The sequence below is a fragment of the Pseudomonas fitomaticsae genome (genome assembly GCF_021018765.1).
Taxonomy (GTDB): domain Bacteria; phylum Pseudomonadota; class Gammaproteobacteria; order Pseudomonadales; family Pseudomonadaceae; genus Aquipseudomonas; species Aquipseudomonas fitomaticsae.
This window is the reverse complement of the sequence record NZ_CP075567.1, coordinates 3,403,209-3,420,615: the sequence shown is the minus strand read 5'-3', so window position 1 is coordinate 3,420,615 and position 17,407 is coordinate 3,403,209. Positions and strand designations below refer to the sequence as shown.

The 17,407-nt window shown below is 62.8% G+C and carries 13 protein-coding genes and 1 tRNA gene; 4 read left to right on the top strand and 10 right to left on the bottom strand.

Annotated features, from left to right (window positions below):
- A complete protein-coding gene (locus KJY40_RS15295) occupies positions 1-1,254 on the top strand; it encodes a carbohydrate porin (RefSeq protein ID WP_230737696.1) in 1,254 nt (417 codons plus the stop codon).
- A 67-nt stretch (positions 1,255-1,321) separates the two neighbouring features.
- Here KJY40_RS15295 and KJY40_RS15290 read toward each other — a convergent pair whose 3' ends face one another.
- Positions 1,322-3,517, bottom strand: a complete 2,196-nt coding sequence (locus tag KJY40_RS15290; protein WP_230730931.1) for an OsmC domain/YcaO domain-containing protein — start codon at positions 3,515-3,517, stop codon at positions 1,322-1,324.
- A gap of 207 nt (positions 3,518-3,724) precedes the next feature.
- On the opposite strand from KJY40_RS15290, the gene KJY40_RS15285 reads away from it, so the two are divergent.
- Positions 3,725-5,020 (top strand): OprD family porin, encoded by a 1,296-nt coding sequence (locus KJY40_RS15285; RefSeq protein ID WP_230730929.1) that lies wholly within the window; start codon positions 3,725-3,727, stop codon positions 5,018-5,020.
- Between the two features lie 7 nt (positions 5,021-5,027).
- On the opposite strand, the gene KJY40_RS15280 is transcribed toward KJY40_RS15285, so the two are convergent.
- The 5 genes from KJY40_RS15280 to KJY40_RS15260 all read right to left on the bottom strand — a co-directional run bounded on the left by KJY40_RS15280 (position 5,028) and on the right by KJY40_RS15260 (position 9,504).
- Positions 5,028-5,123 (bottom strand) — tRNA-Sec (locus KJY40_RS15280).
- Between the two features lie 6 nt (positions 5,124-5,129).
- Positions 5,130-7,040: a selenocysteine-specific translation elongation factor gene (gene selB / locus KJY40_RS15275; RefSeq protein WP_230737695.1), complete on the bottom strand. Its 1,911-nt coding sequence runs from the start codon at positions 7,038-7,040 to the stop codon at positions 5,130-5,132.
- Positions 7,037-8,443, bottom strand: coding sequence for an L-seryl-tRNA(Sec) selenium transferase (gene selA, locus KJY40_RS15270; RefSeq protein WP_230730927.1), 1,407 nt, complete (start codon positions 8,441-8,443; stop codon positions 7,037-7,039). The genes selB and selA overlap by 4 nt, the downstream gene beginning before the upstream one ends.
- Before the next feature lie 51 nt (positions 8,444-8,494).
- Complete coding sequence (locus KJY40_RS15265; protein ID WP_230730925.1) at positions 8,495-9,175, bottom strand: DUF3313 domain-containing protein; 681 nt, start codon at positions 9,173-9,175, stop codon at positions 8,495-8,497.
- 17 nt (positions 9,176-9,192) lie between these two features.
- A complete protein-coding gene (locus KJY40_RS15260; RefSeq protein WP_230730923.1) occupies positions 9,193-9,504 on the bottom strand; it encodes a hypothetical protein in 312 nt (103 codons plus the stop codon).
- 150 nt (positions 9,505-9,654) lie between these two features.
- Here KJY40_RS15260 and KJY40_RS15255 point away from each other — a divergent pair, with 150 nt between their 5' ends.
- The gene (locus tag KJY40_RS15255; protein WP_230730921.1) at positions 9,655-10,380 is read left to right on the top strand and encodes a response regulator; all 726 of its coding nucleotides are present in this window, start codon (positions 9,655-9,657) and stop codon (positions 10,378-10,380) included.
- Positions 10,377-11,708, top strand: a complete 1,332-nt coding sequence (locus KJY40_RS15250) for an ATP-binding protein (protein ID WP_230730920.1) — start codon at positions 10,377-10,379, stop codon at positions 11,706-11,708. The genes KJY40_RS15255 and KJY40_RS15250 overlap by 4 nt, the downstream gene beginning before the upstream one ends.
- A 3-nt stretch (positions 11,709-11,711) precedes the next feature.
- Here KJY40_RS15250 and fdhE read toward each other — a convergent pair whose 3' ends face one another.
- The 4 genes from fdhE to fdnG are packed head-to-tail and all read right to left on the bottom strand — an operon-like array spanning position 11,712 to position 17,307.
- Positions 11,712-12,638 carry a formate dehydrogenase accessory protein FdhE gene (gene fdhE / locus KJY40_RS15245; protein WP_230730919.1) on the bottom strand — a complete coding sequence of 309 codons (927 nt, stop codon included), beginning with the start codon at positions 12,636-12,638 and terminating at the stop codon, positions 11,712-11,714.
- Between the two features lie 3 nt (positions 12,639-12,641).
- Entirely contained in the window at positions 12,642-13,295 is a 654-nt protein-coding gene (locus KJY40_RS15240) for a formate dehydrogenase subunit gamma (RefSeq protein WP_115077939.1), read from the bottom strand.
- Positions 13,292-14,227, bottom strand: coding sequence for a formate dehydrogenase subunit beta (fdxH, locus tag KJY40_RS15235; protein WP_230730917.1), 936 nt, complete (start codon positions 14,225-14,227; stop codon positions 13,292-13,294). The genes KJY40_RS15240 and fdxH overlap by 4 nt, the downstream gene beginning before the upstream one ends.
- 14 nt (positions 14,228-14,241) lie before the next feature.
- Positions 14,242-17,307, bottom strand: a complete 3,066-nt coding sequence (gene fdnG / locus KJY40_RS15230; RefSeq protein WP_230730915.1) for a formate dehydrogenase-N subunit alpha — start codon at positions 17,305-17,307, stop codon at positions 14,242-14,244.
- Between the last annotated feature and the right edge of the window lie 100 nt (positions 17,308-17,407).

Below are 17,407 nucleotides of genomic sequence, written 5' to 3'. Positions count from 1 at the left end.
ATGCTGTTCGGTCTCACCTGCGGCGCTGCCCTGCCCGCCCTCGCCGATACCGATTCGAACGTGTTCACCCGCAACACCCTGACCGGCGACTGGGGCGGACTGCGCCACCAGCTCGATGAAGACGGCATCAAGTTCACTGGTGATTACACCGGTGAAACCGCCTACAACGCCGACGGCGGCCTGCATCGCTCGGCGCGCTACTCGCAAAACATCAAGCTCGGCGCGCAATTCGACCTGAGCAAACTGTACGGCGTCGACAATGCCGGCAAGATCCAGTTGAGCATCAACGACCGACGCGGCAACAGTGCCTCGGAAGATCTGGTCGGCAACCGTCTGCCCATCCAGGAAAACTACGGCGGCCTCTACACCCGCCTCACCGAGCTGAGCTACGAGCGCAGCCTGTTTACCCCGGCGCTGAACGTCAAACTCGGCTACATGGCCATGGGTAACGACCTCGGCGGGCTGGACAGCGGCATCCTCTGCAACTTCATGAACGCCGGTTTCTGCGGTCACCCGCTGAACATGTCCGGTGGCAGCGGCTGGACCAACTACCCTAACGCCCACCTGGGTGTACGGGTGAAATACGACCTCTCCCCTGCCTGGCAACTGCGCGTGGCCGCGTTCAACGTCGACCCGCAAAGCAATGGCAACTCCAGCCGTGCCTGGCACCTGGGCCCGAAACACACCACCGGCACTGTGGTGCCGATCGAACTGGTCTACAAGCAGGCCGGCAAACTGCCCGGCGAGTACAAGGTCGGTTATTACTACGACAGCTCCGACGTCAAACGCATCGGCAGTGACAAGGAAGTGTCCGGACGCGGCGGCCATTACGTCCTGATCGACCAGGCCGTCTGGGCCTCGGACGCCTCCGAAGGCCGCAGCCTGCACGCCTTCGGCCAGTATTCGGCGGCCAGCGAAGCAGCTTCGCCGTTCAGCAAGTGGTACGGCACCGGCCTGGTGCTGTACAAACCGTTTGACAGCCGCCCACGTGACACCGTGGCGCTGGGCTACGGCCGCGCAGTGCCGAACCCGCGCAGCCGCGATGTGCTGCAAGACGCAGCGCTGGACAATGGCGCAGCGTTTCCAAACCTGGACAGCGCCGAGCAATTGATAGAACTCGGTTACGGCTATCAGGCCACGCCTTGGCTGACGCTGCGCCCGAATATGCAGTACATCATCGAGCCGGGCGCGTTTTCCGGGAAGGACATCGACAATGCGCTGGTGTTTGGATTGCAGGTGAAAGCCGCGCTCTGACACCATCCTTTGCCGACCACAAAAAAAGCACCCGAAGGTGCTTTTTTTGTGCGTGCTGCCAGCGGCATCAACCCGCGAAGCTGGCCCGCGCCGCGTGCAGTTTCTTGTAGCTCTCGATCAGGCGCAGGTGCCGATCCAGCCCTTCCAGCTTCATGCTGGTCGGCGTCAGGCCGTAGAAGCGCACGCTGCCGTTGACCGAGCCGATCGCCGCATCCATGCGCTCGTCGCCGAACATGCGGCGGAAGTTGGCTTCGTAGTCTTCCAGCTCCAGATCCTCGTCCAGCTCCATTTCCAGCACCACGTTGACCGCTTGATAGAACAAGCCGCGCTCGACGGTGTTGTCGTTGTATTGCAGGAAGGCTTCGACCAGATCCTTGGCCTGCTCGTACTTCTGCAAGGCGAGGTAGATCTGCAGGCGCAGTTCGAGAATGGTCAACTTGCCCCATGGGGTGTTGTCGTCGAACTCGATGCCGATCAGCGTGGTGATGTCGGTGTAATCGTCCAGTTCGCTGTGTTCCAGGCCTTTGACGAGGTTGCGCAGGCCGACCTTGCTCAGGTTGTGCAGGTTGAGGATGTCGGCACGAAATTGCAGCGCTTTGTTGGTGTTGTCCCAGATCAGGTCTTCGACCGGATAGATCTCCGAATAGTCCGGCACCAGAATGCGGCAAGCCTTGGCGCCGATGTGCTCGTAGACCGCCATGTAGACTTCCTTGCCCATGTCTTCGAGGATGCCGAACAGCGTCGCGGCCTCTTCGGCGTTGGAGTTTTCGCCATTGCCGGAGAAGTCCCACTCGACGAATTCGAAGTCGGCCTTGGCACTGAAGAAGCGCCACGACACCACGCCGCTGGAATCGATGAAGTGCTCGACGAAGTTGTTCGGCTCGGTCACGGCCTGGCCCGAGAAAGTCGGCTGCGGCAGATCGTTGAGGCCTTCAAAGCTGCGGCCCTGCAGCAACTCGGTGAGGCTGCGTTCCAGCGCCACTTCGAAGCTCGGGTGCGCGCCGAACGAGGCGAACACGCCGCCGGTGCGCGGGTTCATCAGCGTCACGCACATCACCGGGAATTCACCGCCCAGCGACGCGTCCTTGACCAGCACCGGGAAGCCCTGCTCTTCCAGCGCCTTGATCCCGGCGAGGATGCCCGGGTACTTCGCCAGTACCTCTTGCGGCACATCCGGCAGAGCCATTTCGCCTTCGAGGATTTCGCGTTTGACCGCCCGCTCGAAGATTTCCGACAGGCACTGCACCTGGGCTTCAGCCAGGGTGTTGCCGGCGCTCATGCCGTTACTGAGAAACAGGTTTTCGATCAGGTTGGACGGGAAGTACACGACCTCGTTGTCCGACTGGCGCACGAACGGCAGCGAGCAGATGCCGCGCTGGGTGTTGCCGGAGTTGGTATCGTACAGGTGCGAGCCGCGCAGTTCGCCGTCGCGGTTGTAAATGCCCAGGCAATATTCGTCGAGAATTTCTGCAGGCAGCTCATCTTTGGCGCCCGGTTTGAACCAGCGCTCGTCCGGGTAATGCACGAACTCGGCATTGGCGATCTCTTCGCCCCAGAACTGATCGTTGTAGAAGAAGTTGCAGTTAAGCCGCTCGATGAACTCGCCCAGCGCCGAGGCCAGCGCGCCCTCTTTGGTCGCGCCCTTGCCGTTGGTGAAGCACATCGGCGACTGCGCATCGCGGATGTGCAGCGACCAGACGTTGGGCACGATGTTACGCCACGAAGCGATTTCGATCTTCATGCCCAGGTCGGCCAGAATCCCCGACATGTTGGCGATGGTCTGTTCCAGCGGCAGGTCCTTGCCGGCAATGCAGGTGCCCGCGCCGGACGTGGAAGCCGGCATCAGCAGGGCCTGGGCATCGGCGTCGAGGTTCTCGACTTCCTCGATCACGAACTCCGGCCCGGCCTGCACTACCTTCTTCACCGTGCAACGGTCGATCGAGCGCAGGATGCCCTGGCGATCCTTCTCGGAGATGTCCGCCGGCAGCTCGACCTGGATCTTGAAGATCTGGTTGTAGCGGTTTTCCGGATCGACAATGTTGTTCTGCGACAGACGAATGTTTTCGGTCGGGATGTTGCGGGTGCTGCAGTACAACTTTACGAAGTAAGCCGCGCACAAGGCCGACGACGCCAGGAAATAGTCGAACGGACCCGGTGCAGAGCCATCGCCCTTGTAACGGATCGGTTGGTCGGCCACCACCGTGAAGTCATCGAACTTGGCTTCGAGTCGGAGGTTGTCGAGAAAATTGACCTTGATTTCCATGCGGGTTACCAGAATAGCGGGCTAAACAAATTGGCCGCCATTATCCGGCTTTTGAGCGTGAAGTCTTGTGCTTTGAACAATCAATCCTCCGCCGGCCGGCGGAAGATGGCGCGTGTTCGCACATTCAACTCAGCACATGCGCTCAATCACCAGCGACCGATCCGCGTGACCATGGCGTCACCTTCCGCCAATGCTGGTCGCTGACTCATGATGGTTTTATCCACGCCGCGCTTCGCGCTGGCCGTACTGATCGGCGGGCTCGCCAATACCGCGTCCGCCAGCGGATTTCTCGACGACGCCAAAACCGAAGTGCTCAGCCGCAACTTCTACCTGAGCAACGACTACCGCTCGCCCTCACCCGCCGGGAAAAACTACAAACAGGAATGGGCTCAGGGCTTTATCGGTACTTTCGCATCCGGTTTCACCGAAGGAACCGTTGGATTTGGCCTCGATGCCCACGGCTTTTATGGACTGAAACTCGATGGCGGCAAGGGGCATTCCGGCACGGGACTATTGCCGGTGGACAGTGACGGCCGTAGCGAAAGCGACTATTCCAGTGCCGGTGGCGCGTTGAAGTTGAAGACTTCGAGAACCACCCTCGCTTTTGGTGAAATGACCGTGGAAACGCCGGTGTTCGACACTTCGGACAAACGCCTGCAACCGGAATACGCCACGGGGCTTCTGCTCGACAGCCATGAGATCGACAACGCGCGCATCGTGGCCGGGCGCTTCACGGCGTTCAAGAATCAGGACAGTTCCTCCGGCAAAGGCGATTTTCAGGGCTATGGCGCCAGCACCCAGGGCGAAAGCATCAGTTTTGTCGGCACCGATCTGTTCAGCGACAGCCCGGTGGGCGGCGCGCTGTATGCGTCCGACCTGAGCGACACCTGGCGCCAGTACTACGCCAACCTGCATTTCAAACAGTCCGGCCTGTTGCTCGACGCCAACGTCTACCACACCCGTGACACCGGGCAGGCGTTGGCCGGCGACATCGACAACACCGCGTTCAGTCTCTCGGGCAAATACACCTTCGGCGCCCACGCGGTGATGCTCGGCTGGCAACGCATCAATGGCGACACGCCGTTCGATTTCGTCGGCGGCGACTCGATCTACCTGGCCAACTCGATCAAATACGCCGACTTCAACGGCGCCCACGAACGTTCCTGGCAAGCGCGTTACGACCTCGATCTCGGCGCCCTCGGCATTCCGGGGCTGAACTTCATGACCCGTTATGTTTCCGGCAGCCACATCGACGGCACCCACGCGCCCAAGGGCGGCGCCTATAACCCGTTCGATGCGGACAGCGGGCAATACCGGCCACAGCAAGGAGACGGCGGCAAACACTGGGAACGCGACATCGATCTGCGCTACACCGTCCAGTCCGGCGCGGCCAAGGATCTGTCGGTGCAGCTGTCCCACGTTTCGCACCGGGCCAACAGCGCCCAGGCGGGCGATGACATCGACCGGATCTACGTTGTGATTCAGTACCCGTTGGGCTTTTGAGGGAAATTGGCGGAAGGCAGCCGGAGTCGAACCTGCCCGGGAACGGATGCCGTCCCCAACCGGGTTTGAAGCCCGGCCGCGCCACCGGGCGCGATTGCCTTCCTTGAACTCAGTCCGCGCCGGGGTTGGCCAGCGCACTGTCGGTGCGGATTTGCCGGCCTTCGCCGACGCGCCGCGTCAGGCCCAGCCGATCGAAGTATTCAAGGATCTGAATACTGCGCTTGCGTCCCAAGCCTAGCGCATCGCGGAATGCCGTGACTTCGATCTGCGGATTTTCTTCGGCCAGGCGCAGCAGCACCGCCGCCATTTGCCGCAGCGTGATGTCGGTGACAAACAGGTCGCGCACCACTTGATGCATCACGCCGAGGCGCGCCAGTTTGCGCAGCAGCAAACGCACAGTCGCGTCTTCCTGACCGACGACTTTCGCCACGTCGCGTACCCAGGGTGGATCGAAACCGGCCTGCTCGAACAATGGCCGCAGCGCCTGCCACAGGGTTTCGTCGTCGGCGCTCAGGCGCACTTGATGGTCGGGCAAATGCAGCCACGGGCCGCTGGCGATCAGCGAGCCGGCGCCAAGCAGTTCTTCCAGCAGGCTGATGAAGGTCGCGCGTTCGAGGCTCAAACCGCTGAAACGCCGCAAGCGATCACGATCCGGGCCCATCTGGTCGGGCTCCAGCTCATGAAAGCGCGCCAGTTGCTCCAGCAGGGTGAACTTGAGCATGCCCCAGCGCTGCGCATTGAACAGCACCGGGCCCTGACGGGTTTCGATCAGGCGGACGTTGTCCGGCAGTGACCAACTTTCACGCGGACGATTGAACTGACGCTCCAGGCGCTGCGGATCGAGGCCGCTTTCGCTGTATTCCAGCAGCGTCGGCAAGGCCTGTTCCAGCTCGGAGCTGATCGCCAGCACGCGCAGTTGCGCCAGCCGTTCCGGACTGCGGCGCTGGCGGGCCGGGGCGAACGGATCGAGCACGCGCCCGCCGCCAAGGGTTCGCTGGGCGCTGGCGTCACGCAGGATCAGCGGATCACCGTGGACACCGTGCACCGGAACGTTCGTCAGTAATTGCGCAAACATGCGCTCGCCGGGTGCCAGGCTCGAGCCTTCCAGCAAGGCGACCCGAGCGATCACGTCCTGCGTCCCCATATGCAGGTGCACCGGCTGGAAATGCTCGAAAACCCGTTCGCCCGGCAGCAGCCGGAAATCGATGTCCAGCCGCTGGCTCGGTGCGTGCAGCCACTCGGCGAGCAACCATTGGCCGCGATGGATCTGCCCGAGTTCCAGGCGATCCGCGCTGATGTTCAGGGCCACGCGCTGGCCGGCGAAGGCTTGTTCGGCGGCTTGATTCTGCGCGTGCAGGCCCCTGACCCGCACGGTTTTGCCCGCCGGGCCGAGGCTGAGTTTGTCACCGACTGCGACCGAGCCCGAAAGCGCCGTCCCCGTCACCACGATACCGGCGCCGGCGACACTGAACGCCCGGTCGATAGCCAGGCGAAATCCGCCTTCGTGACTGCGCTCCTCGCCTTCTATCTGCAGCAACGCCTCGCGCAGCGCATCGACACCCTCGCCCGTCACGCTGGAAACCGTCAGCAGCGGCGCTTCGGCAAAGGGCCCGGTCGCCAGCAGGCTTTCAATCTGTCGGCGAATCTCTTGCACCCTGCCCGCCTCGACCCGGTCGCACTTGGTGATCGCCACCAGCGCCCGTGGAATGCCCAGCAGCTCGACAATCGCCAGATGCTCGCGGGTTTGCGGCATCACGCCGTCATCCGCCGCCACCACCAGCAACACCAGATCGATGCCTTGCGCGCCGGCGAGCATGTTGTGGGTGAATTTCTCGTGGCCCGGTACGTCGATGAAACCGGTCAGCCCGGCGCCGGGCGCCAGTTCTGCGTACAGATAACCGAGGTCGATGGTCATCCCGCGTTCGCGCTCCTGCGGGCGGCGGTCGCCGGTTTGCCCGGTCAGTGCTTCGAGCAGTGACGTCTTGCCGTGGTCGATGTGCCCTGCCGTGCCGACGATCACGTTTGCAACTGCCCGAGTTGTGCCTGCCACGCCGGTTCATCGTCGAGTTGCCGCAGATCCAGCCACAACGCGTCGTCATCGATACGCCCGAGCACCGGGATCGGCAAGGCGCGCAGCGCGGCTTCCAGAGTCAGCAGGCAACGCCCGCGCAGGCGCTTCGATACTTGCGGGCGCAGGCACAACGCTGCGCTTGGCAGGCGCGCCACCGGCTGGCTGCCGCTGCCGATCATGCCCAGCGCCGGCACCGCCGTGACGATCCAACCCTCGCCCAACACTTGGGACAAGGCCGGTTGCAGGCGTTCGGCCTGGGCCAGAATCTCGGTTTGCGGTCGGGTCAGCAGGCGCAGGCTCGGCAAACGCTCGGCCAGACGATCCGGGTCGCGATAGAGCCCGAGCACCGCTTCCAGTGCGGCCAGGGTCAGTTTGTCGACCCGCAACGCGCGTTTCAGCGGGTTTTTCTTGATCTTCGCGATCAACTCCTTGCGCCCGACGATCACTCCCGCCTGCGGCCCGCCAAGCAACTTGTCGCCGCTGAAGGTAACGATGTCGGCGCCATCGAGCAGCGCCTGACGCACCGTCGGCTCCGCCGGCAGGCCCCAACGGGTCAGGTCCAGCAGACTGCCGCTACCGAGGTCTTCGAGCAGCGGCAGGTCATGCCGATGGGCCAAGGCGGCCAGTTCGGAGGTTGGCACCCGGGCGGTGAAACCTTCGATGCTGTAGTTGCTCGCGTGCACGCGCATGATCAGGCCGCTGCGGGGGCCGATCGCCGCTTCGTAGTCGCGGGCATGGGTGCGGTTGGTGGTGCCGACCTCGTGCAGGCGCACGCCGGCGCGGCTCATGATGTCGGGGATGCGGAACGCGCCGCCGATTTCGATCAGCTCGCCCCGGGAAATAATGCCTTCCTTGCGCGCGCCGAGGCTGTTGAGGGTCAGCAGCACGGCGGCGGCATTGTTGTTGACCACGGTCACGGCTTCGGCGCCGGTCAGTTCGCGGATCAGGCCTTCGATCAGGTCGTCGCGGTCACCGCGCTTGCCGCTGGCCAGATCGAATTCCAGATTCAAGGGATAACGCGCCGCCAGTTGCACCGCGTCGATGGCTTCTTCGGGCAACAGGGCGCGGCCGAGGTTGGTGTGCAGCACCGTGCCGGTCAGGTTGAACACCCGGCGCACCTGGCTGCGCTGCTTGAGCGCCAGACGTTCCGCAACCCTCCCGGCCAGTGCTTCAGGGCTGATTTCAACGGCGGTCAATTGCCCCGCCACCACCGCTTCGCGCAAGTCATCCAGTAACTGGCGAAACCCCGTCAACAGCGCCTCACGCCCATAACGCTCGGCCAATGGCTGGCACGCGGGGTGGCGCAACAGGCTGTCAATCGACGGTAACCGCAGGGCAACACTCACGGACATCAGGCACTCCCGAAATCGAAATACGCCTGATGATGTTAGACCACCCTGCCTCTAGCGCAGCGCGGCCCTCTGAACCGGTACATAGGTTTGACTCAGGTCAGTGGCCCAGCCATCGAGTACGGCTTTGACGTTATCGGGCGTCATGACCTGTTTATCGTTTTCCAGCGGCACGCCCTTGCCCTTGCGCACCACCTCGGCCACGACCTCCCCGGTCGAACCGTCCTCGAAGGACACTTCCGTGGCGATCTCACTGTCGCGGTCACGAATGCCGGTGGCGGTGCTCACGCCGGCCGCGACCAGCGTCACCGGCAGCCATTCATAAAAGCGCAGGCCCTGAGTACTGGCGGCGACCTGGGTGATGGCCGGTTTGACGATCAGCGTGTTCGGGCCGGGTTTTGACGCCAGCGGCAGCACCTTGCCCAGCTCAAGCCTGAGGGCTGCGTCGTAATAATGGGTCACGCCCGACAAGGTACTTTGTGGAATGCGCTGCGACGGCTGAGGCCTTGGATAGAACTGGCTCGGCGCCAGATAAACCTGGGTGTAACGGCCTCTGGCCAATGTCGGGCTGACCCAACTCAGAATCTTCTGCCCCGAAGCGGTCTGCCCTTCCTTGAGCACGCTGTAATCCCTTAGAAACCCGGCCTGCGGCTCGGCCGGAAGTTTTTTGCTGCTGCACGCCGACAGGCTGAGGGTGGCGGCAAACAACACGGCCAGTGAGCGATGGTTACTCATCGAGGGTGTTTCCTTTTTCAGGCGTGGACGTGGTTGTGCGGGGTGTTGTCGGAGCATTCGATGCGCAACTGGCCGTGGGTCATGATCCATTGGATGAATTCGGCGGTAGGAATCGAGTGGAGGTATTCGACCCAATGGGCCTCGGTCGGGCTGAACCGTTCGAAATAGCGGCGCAGGATCAACTGACTCTGATCGTTGGCCAGCCCCAGGCACGTCTCCTGGAACAGGATCGGCGTGTCCGGGCCCGGTGCGGTGGTGCGCTGGGTCAGGATCAACGGGCGCACGGCGCCATGGTCCCGGGTGATGTAGTCGCTGTTCATGTCCTTCATCTTGAGCCCCCTTGGTTGGAAGGCGTGCAGAGTGCCTGCGGATGTTTGCCCGACGATGTCCGGCTGATGTCCGCACTGAAGGAATGTTGCAGGATTGAAATATATGACCGGCGCATCGAAATGGTTTTAGATGCGCTTCTTTTTGGGTTCATGGATTGCGCAAACGTGAGCAGATTGCTGATCGTCGATGACGACGGGGAAATTCTGTCCTTGCTGAAGAAGTTCTTCGTTCAGCATGGCTATCAGGTCGATGTCGCCGCCCATGGCGAGGCCATGTGGGCGGCCATTGCCCAGGCGCGGCCGGACACGATCATCCTCGACCTGATGCTGCCCGGCGAGGGTGGCCTGAGCCTGTGCCAGAAGGTCCGGGCGCAAATGGGCATCCCGATCATCATGCTCACCGCCATGGCCGAGCTGAGCGACCGGATCGTCGGCCTGGAACTGGGCGCCGACGACTACCTGACCAAGCCCTTCGCCCCGCAGGAATTGTTGGCCCGGGTGCGCGCCCTGCAACGTCGGGTTGGTGAAAACACCCCGTTGGTTGGCGAGCCTTCACGGCCGGTCATGGCCTTCGCCGGTTGGCATCTGGACATCACCTGCCGCGAACTGCGCTCGCCCGAGGGCGTGATGATCCCGATGTCCGCCGGCGAATTCGATCTGCTGCTGGTGTTGCTCGAACATCCGCAACGCATCCTGACCCGCGAACAACTGATCGACCTGACCCACGGCCAGGGCCACGACGCCTATGACCGCAGCATCGACGTGCAGATCAGCCGGCTGCGGCGCAAGATCGAGCCGGACAGCAAACGCCCGGACCTGATCCGCACCGTGCGCAACGGCGGCTACATGTTCACCGCCAAGGTCAGCCGCTCATGATCGGCCGGATGCTGCGGCGCGACACCCTCAGTCGGCGGATTGCCCTGACAATCGTCGCGGCCATGCTCGCTTCGCTGCTGCTCAATGCGCTGTTCGTGCAGGTTGCGGGGATCTGGGCCCGACCGCCGATCGAGCGCACCGGACTGCTGGAGCAGATCGCCGCCACCACCCGAGTGATCGAGGCTGCGCCGGCCACCTTGCGCCCGCAACTGGCCAGTGCCGCCAGCAGCCCGATGCTGGAAGTGGTGTGGAAGCCCCGTCGAGTCGACTTCGGTCTGCCGGGGGATGGCGAACAGGTCGAGGCCGGAAAAGTGCCGGCGCTGCGGCAATTGCTCGGCGATGACCGACAGATCGACGTGTTCAACCCCGACGACTGGCCCGCCGGCAGCCCTCGCGCACATTACATGGCGCTGGTGCGGTTGGCCGATGACAGCTGGCTGTCGTTCACACCGCCGGAGCGCAGTTGGGGCTTGAGTCTGAACGTGCGGATTGCCGTGATCGTTGCCCTGGGGCTGGTCGCCACGCTGCTGGTCGCCTGGCTCGCCACCCGGCAACTGGCCCAGCCGTTACAGCGCTTCGCCCATGCGGCGCGGCGTTTTGGCGGGGATCTGAAAGCGCCGCCGATCCACCTCGAAGGCCCTCATGAAATCCGTCAGGCCATCGTCGCGTTCAACACGATGCAGGCGCAGATCCAGCATTTCATCGGCGAACGCACCCACATGCTGGCCGCCATCTCACACGACTTGCGCGCACCGCTGACCCGGATGCGCCTGCGCAGCGAGTTCATGGAAGACCTCGACCATCAGGGCAAACTGATCCGCGACATCGAGGAAATGCAATCGATGATCAACGCCGCCCTGGCGTTCTTCCGGGAAGACACCCACCTGGAGCAATCCACCACGTTCGATCTGTCGGAGTTGCTGCAAACCATCGTCGATGACTACCGCGATCAGCACATCGACATCGACTTCAGCGGCCCGGCGCATGTGGTGTACGACGGCCGGCCGCTGGGCATCAAACGGGTCATCGTCAATCTGCTGGATAACGCGGTGAAGTACGGACAGCGCCCAAGCGTGGCGCTGAGCAGCGATGACGCGTCGATCCGCATCGAGGTCATTGACGAGGGGCCGGGGATTCCCGAGGACGCGCTGGAGCGGGTGTTCGATCCGTTCTTCCGTCTCGAGACCTCGCGCAACCGTGACACGGGCGGCGTTGGGCTCGGTCTTTCGGCGGCCCGGGGAATCATTCGCGAACAGGGTGGCGAGCTGAGTCTGCGCAATCGCCGCAACGGCGGCTTACGGGCGCAGGTTGAACTGCCCCATCGCTGAGGCTTATTCGTCGCCGGGCGCCAGCAGCAGATTTGGCGCCAGGCGCTGATAGCCGTCCTGGGCCAGGCGCATGTCGAGCAGCAGACTGCCCAGATCCGCCGACAGCGCCTCGCCCTCCCCGTCGTTTTCCAGATACAGCAACTTCAGGTAGCTGTTGCAGCCCGGACAGACTTCGGCGCGCAGCGGCGCCTGATTGGCGGCGTGGCGGTCATCCTCGAGGCTCAGGTATTCAAGCCCTTTGCTCTGCTCGCAATACACGCACTTGACCCGCACCACATGCCATTCGCAGGCGCACAGCGAACACACCAGATAACGCAGGCCGTTGTGCTTGCCGCGATGGCGGATCACCCCGGCCATGGCCGGCGAGCCGCAGGCCGGGCACTGGCTGAGGCTGTCGCCGGGCGTCAGTTGCAGGTTTGGCGCACTGAGCAGCCAGTGACTCCACGCCGCTTGCAGCGCCGCGCCGAGAAACGGCACCAGCGCCGCCGGCACCAGCGAGTACTGGCCGCTGACCAGCGCCACGGCCCACGCCCGTAGCTGACCGGGGCTGGCGATGCGCAGCGTGGTCACGGCCTCGATCACCGCCAGTTGTTCGGGGGCGACATAACGCAGGAGCAAGGCCTCGAGATACACCTGCCAGGTGTCCTCGCGAATCAAAGTGTCGGCAGCGAACGGCGGCATGCCGTGTTGCCGGCAGACTTCCAGCCGCTGTTCATCGAGGGGCGCGGTCGAGGGCGGATCATCGAAGATCTGCTGCTGGACACGGCACAAACCGGCGATCAAATGCAGGTAATCGGCCAGCGGATGACCTTCGGCCAAGCGCTCCAGACGCTGTGCCCGCAGCATGAACAGATTGTGCGGTGGCAGGTGCAGAAACGGCGGCGAACTGGCCGCCGCTTCGATTTCTCCGGGTTCAAGGATGGTTGGCAACTGTCAGCCCTTTTTTGTGACCGGTCGCTCTGGCGGATCCTGGTTTTCCACCTCGCGATACCAGAGTGCATGGTGTTTCCTGGCCCAGGCGCGGCTGACCCAGCCGTGCATCATCGCGTCCACCGAACCCTTAATCCAGATCCCGGCGTAGATGTGAACGATGATGCTCAGGATCAGCACAAACCCCGCCAGTGCGTGCAAAAGCATCGCCCACCGAATCGTGGTGATGCCGAAGTAATGACTGAAGTACGCGCGCCAGATCACCAACCCCGTGAACAACAGCCCGAGCATGCACAGCAGTAAAGTCCAGAACAGCAGCTTCTGCCCGGCGTTGTACTTGCCCACCGCCGGCACGGTCTCTTCGTCGTTGACCAGCACCCGGTCGATGCGTCGCAGCCATTTCCAGTCGTTGTCGATGAAAAAGTTCGAGCGCCAGAAACGAAACACCAGGCCGAGGAAGAACACGAACATCAGCACGCCCATGAACGGGTGCAGGATCCGCGTCCACGGCCCGCCACCGAACAGGTGGGTCAGCCAGAACATCGACGGATGAAACAACGCCAGCCCCGACAGCCCGGCCATGAAGAACAGAATCGCCACCAGCCAGTGATTGGTGCGCTGGTTGGCGGTGTAGCGCAGGATCGTCTTGTTGCTCATGGCCGGCCCTCCCCGCGTGGGTCGAAGGTGTGCACCGCCGGATCGACAACATGCACCGAGGTGTCGGGCGGTTCGGGATGTTCATCTTCCTCGACCCGGTTCGGGCCGATCCGCACGTAATGGAAGAACCCGGCCAGCACTGCCGCGCCCATGGCCAGCAGGCCCAGCGGTTTGCTGATGCCTTTCCACAAGCCCACCAGCGGACTGATCTCGGGGTTGTCCGGCAGGCCAGCGTAGATTTTCGGGGTGTCGGCGTGGTGCAGCACGTACATGACGTGGGTACCGCCGACGCCTTCCGGGTCATACAGGCCGGCATTGTCGAAGCCACGGCTTTTCAGGTCGACGATGCGCTCGGCGGCGTGGGTCTTCATGTCGTCCTTGGTGCCGAACACGATGGCCCCGGTCGGGCAGGTTTTCACGCAGGCCGGTTCCAGCCCCACTGCCACCCTGTCCGAACACAGGGTGCATTTGTAGGCCTTGTGGTCTTTCTGCGAGATACGCGGAATGTTGAACGGGCACCCGGTGATGCAATAACCGCAACCGATGCAGTGGTCCTGATCGAAATCGACGATGCCGTTGGCGTGCTTGATGATCGCGCCGGGGCTGGGGCACGCCGCCAGGCATCCGGGTTCGGCGCAGTGCATGCAGCCGTCCTTGCGGATCAGCCATTCGAGGTTGCCGGCGTCGGTTTCGTGCTCGGTGAAGCGCATCAGCGTCCATGAATCGGCACTCAGATCCTGCGGATTGTCGTAGGTGCCGTGGTTGTGGCCTACCTCGTCGCGTAGCTCGTTCCATTCCGAGCATGCGACCTGGCAGGCTTTGCAACCGATGCATTTGGTGGTGTCGATCAGTTTGGCCACCTGTTCCTGGTCGCGTATCGACGGCGCCGGGGTCGTGGTGGCCGAGCGGGCAATGATGTCTTGGCTGGCCATCTAAAGATTCTCCATCAGAGCTTCTCCACGTTGACCAGGAATGACTTGGATTCCGGGGTCTGTGTATTGCCATCGCCGAGGAACGGCACCAGGGTGTTGGTCAGGTAACCGTGGCGCGTCAGGCCGGTGAAGCCCCAGTGCAGCGGAATGCCGATCTGGTGCACCACCTGGTTGTTGACCTGCAACGGCCGGATCCTTTTGGTCACCACCGCTACCGCTTCAATGAACCCGCGCTTGCAGGTGACCCGCACCCGGTCGCCGGCAGCGATGCCTTTCTCCTTGGCCAGCACTTCGCCGATTTCCACGAACTGCTCGGGTTGGGCAATCGCGTTCAACTTGCAGTGCTTGCTCCAGAAGTGGAAATGCTCGGTCAGCCGGTAGCTGGTGGCGGCGTACGGGTAATCCTTGGCCACGCCGAGGCTGTCCCACACCGAATCGAAGATCCGCGCCGCCGGGTTGCTGGTGGCTTTCTTGTTTTCCGGGTGCAGCGGGTTGATGCCGATCGGGGTTTCGAACGGCTCGTAGTGCTCGGGGAATGGCCCTTCGTTCATCTTGTCGACGGCGAAGAACCGCGCCACGCCTTCGGGGTTCATGATGAAGGGGTTCATACCGGCTTCCGGCGGTACGTCGGCCTTGTAGTCCGGCACGTCGGTGCCGCCCCAGGCCTTGCCGTTCCACCACACCAGGCGTTTTTTCGGATCCCACGGTTTGCCGGCGACGTCCGCAGAAGCTCGGTTGTACAGAATCCGCCGGTTGGCCGGCCAGGCCCACGCCCAACCCTGATGCTGATGCATGCCGTAAGGGTCGTTATTGTCGCGGCGGGCCATCTGGTTGCCGGCTTCGGTCCAGCTGCCGCAGAAGATCCAGCAGCCGGATGCGGTGCTGCCGTCATCCTTGAGCTGGGCGAACCCGGCCAGTTGCGAATTGCCCTTGATCGCCGCGCCGGTGGCGTCGGTGAAATCCGTGGTGGCATAGCCGTTGATCTCTTTGGCGATCTCTTCCGGCGAGGGTTCTTCGGCGATCTTGTACGGCCACGACAGCTTCAACAGCGGATCGGCAAATTTGCCGCCCTGGGCCTGATAACGCTCACGCAGGCGCAGGAACAGCGCACTCATGATCTGCACGTCGGTGCGCGCCTCGCCGGGGCCGTCGGCACCTTTCCAGTGCCATTGCAGCCAGCGGCTGCTGTTGACCAGCGAACCGTCCTCTTCAGCAAAACAGGTGGTCGGCAGACGGATCACTTCGGTCTGGATGTCGGCGCTCTTCACATCATTGAACGGCCCGACGTGTTCCCAGAACTGCGAGGTTTCGGTGGCCAGCGGGTCCATCACCACCAGCCATTTCAGTTTGGCCAGCGCCGCCATCACCCGGTTCTTGTCCGGCAACGCGGCAATCGGGTTGAAGCCCTGGCACATGTAGCCGTTGACCTTGCCCTGCCCCATCAGATCGAACACCTTGAGGATGTCGTAGTTGGGAATGTCGAGTTTCGGCAGGTAGTTGTAGGCCCACTGATTCTCGGCGGTGGCATTGGCGCCGTACCAGGCTTTCATCAAGCTGACGTGGAATTTGCTGTAGTTCTGCCAGTAGGACAATTGCCCCGGCCGCAGCGGTACTTGGGTGCGTTTCTTGATGTAGGCGTTGTAGTCCTGCTCCATGTCGGTGGGCAGGGTCAGGTAACCCGGCAGCGCGTTGGACAGCAGGCCGAGATCGGTCAGGCCCTGAATGTTCGAGTGTCCGCGCAAGGCGTTGACCCCGCCGCCGGGCATACCGACGTTGCCGAGCAACAGTTGCACCATCGCCGCGCTGCGGATGATCTGCGAGCCGATCGAGTGCTGGGTCCAGCCCAGCGCATAGAGAATGGTCATGGTCTTGCCCGGGGCCGAGCAAGTGGCGATTTCCTCCCAGATTTTCTGCATCGCATCGACCGGCATGCCGCAGATCTGGCTCGCCAGGTCGATGTTGTAGCGGCTGTAATGCTGCTTCATCAATTGATAGACGCAGCGCGGGTCCTGCAGGGTCGGGTCGACTTTGACGAAACCGTCCTCACCGAGTTCGTAACCCCAGGTGGATTTGTCGGTGTAGCTGCGCTTGGCCGCGTCGTAACCGGTGAACAGCCCGTCCTCGAAGCCGAAACCGGCTTTGACGATGAACGACACGTCGGTGTAGTTGCGCACGTATTCGTGCTGGATCTTGTCCTCGGTCAGCAGGTAATTGATCAGCCCGCCCATGAACGCGATGTCGCTGCCGGTGCGGATCGGCGCGTAGTAATCGGCCACGGACGCGGTCCGGGTAAACCTCGGATCGACCACGATCAGCCGCGCGGCATTGTGCGCCTTGGCTTCGGTCACCCATTTGAAGCCGCAAGGATGGGCTTCTGCTGCGTTGCCACCCATCACCAGGATCAGATTCGCGTTGGCGATATCGGTCCAGGTGTTGGTCATGGCTCCACGGCCGTACGTCGGGGCAAGACTTGCCACCGTCGGGCCGTGTCAGACACGCGCCTGGTTATCGAACCCCAGCATGCCGAGACTGCGAACCACCTTGTGGGTGATGTAGCCCGCTTCATTGGACGCCGCCGACGCTGCGAGGAATCCGGTGGTCAGCCAGCGATTCACTGTCTGGCCCTGGGCGTTCTGCTCGACGAAATTGGCATCGCGGTCGGCCTTCATCAGGTCGGCGACGCGGTCGAGGGCTTCGTCCCAGGTGATCCGGGTCCATTCGCTGCTGCCGGGCTTGCGCACCTGCGGGTACTGCAAGCGGCCGGGACTGTGAATGAAGTCCAGAAGGCCCGCGCCTTTGGGGCACAGGGTGCCGCGGTTGACCGGGTGGTCGGCGTCGCCCTCGATATGGATGATATTTTGCGCAACGTTCTTCGCGGCATCGCCCTGGCTGTACATGATCAAGCCGCAACCGACCGAGCAATACGGGCAGGTGTTGCGGGTTTCATGGGTGTGGGCAAGCTTGAAGTGGCGCACCTGCTCGGCGAAGGCCAGCGTCGGGGCCATGCCCAACGCGCCCAGGCTAGAGCCTGCAAGGCCGATACCGGCGACCTTGAAGAACTGACGACGGCTGAGATCCATCGTGCACTCCTGATCAGGTGGAACCCGGTACTTGAGCCGGGTTTGTTCTGGACAATCACGGTTGCGGCACACGAGTGCCGACTTTTTCACTGTAGACAAA

Bases quoted from the DNA above. Each gene is read 5' to 3' on its own strand.
- KJY40_RS15290 (WP_230730931.1), bottom strand. From the start codon at position 3,517: ATGGAAATCAAGGTCAATTTTCTCGACAACCTCCGACTCGAAGCCAAG.
- KJY40_RS15260 (WP_230730923.1), bottom strand. From the start codon at position 9,504: ATGAAGGACATGAACAGCGACTACATCACCCGGGACCATGGCGCCGTG.
- KJY40_RS15265 (WP_230730925.1), bottom strand. From the start codon at position 9,175: ATGAGTAACCATCGCTCACTGGCCGTGTTGTTTGCCGCCACCCTCAGC.
- KJY40_RS15295 (WP_230737696.1), top strand. From the start codon at position 1: ATGCTGTTCGGTCTCACCTGCGGCGCTGCCCTGCCCGCCCTCGCCGAT.
- selA (WP_230730927.1), bottom strand. From the start codon at position 8,443: ATGTCCGTGAGTGTTGCCCTGCGGTTACCGTCGATTGACAGCCTGTTG.
- KJY40_RS15285 (WP_230730929.1), top strand. From the start codon at position 3,725: ATGATGGTTTTATCCACGCCGCGCTTCGCGCTGGCCGTACTGATCGGC.
- KJY40_RS15240 (WP_115077939.1), bottom strand. From the start codon at position 13,295: ATGAGCAACAAGACGATCCTGCGCTACACCGCCAACCAGCGCACCAAT.
- KJY40_RS15255 (WP_230730921.1), top strand. From the start codon at position 9,655: ATGGATTGCGCAAACGTGAGCAGATTGCTGATCGTCGATGACGACGGG.
- fdxH (WP_230730917.1), bottom strand. From the start codon at position 14,227: ATGGCCAGCCAAGACATCATTGCCCGCTCGGCCACCACGACCCCGGCG.
- KJY40_RS15250 (WP_230730920.1), top strand. From the start codon at position 10,377: ATGATCGGCCGGATGCTGCGGCGCGACACCCTCAGTCGGCGGATTGCC.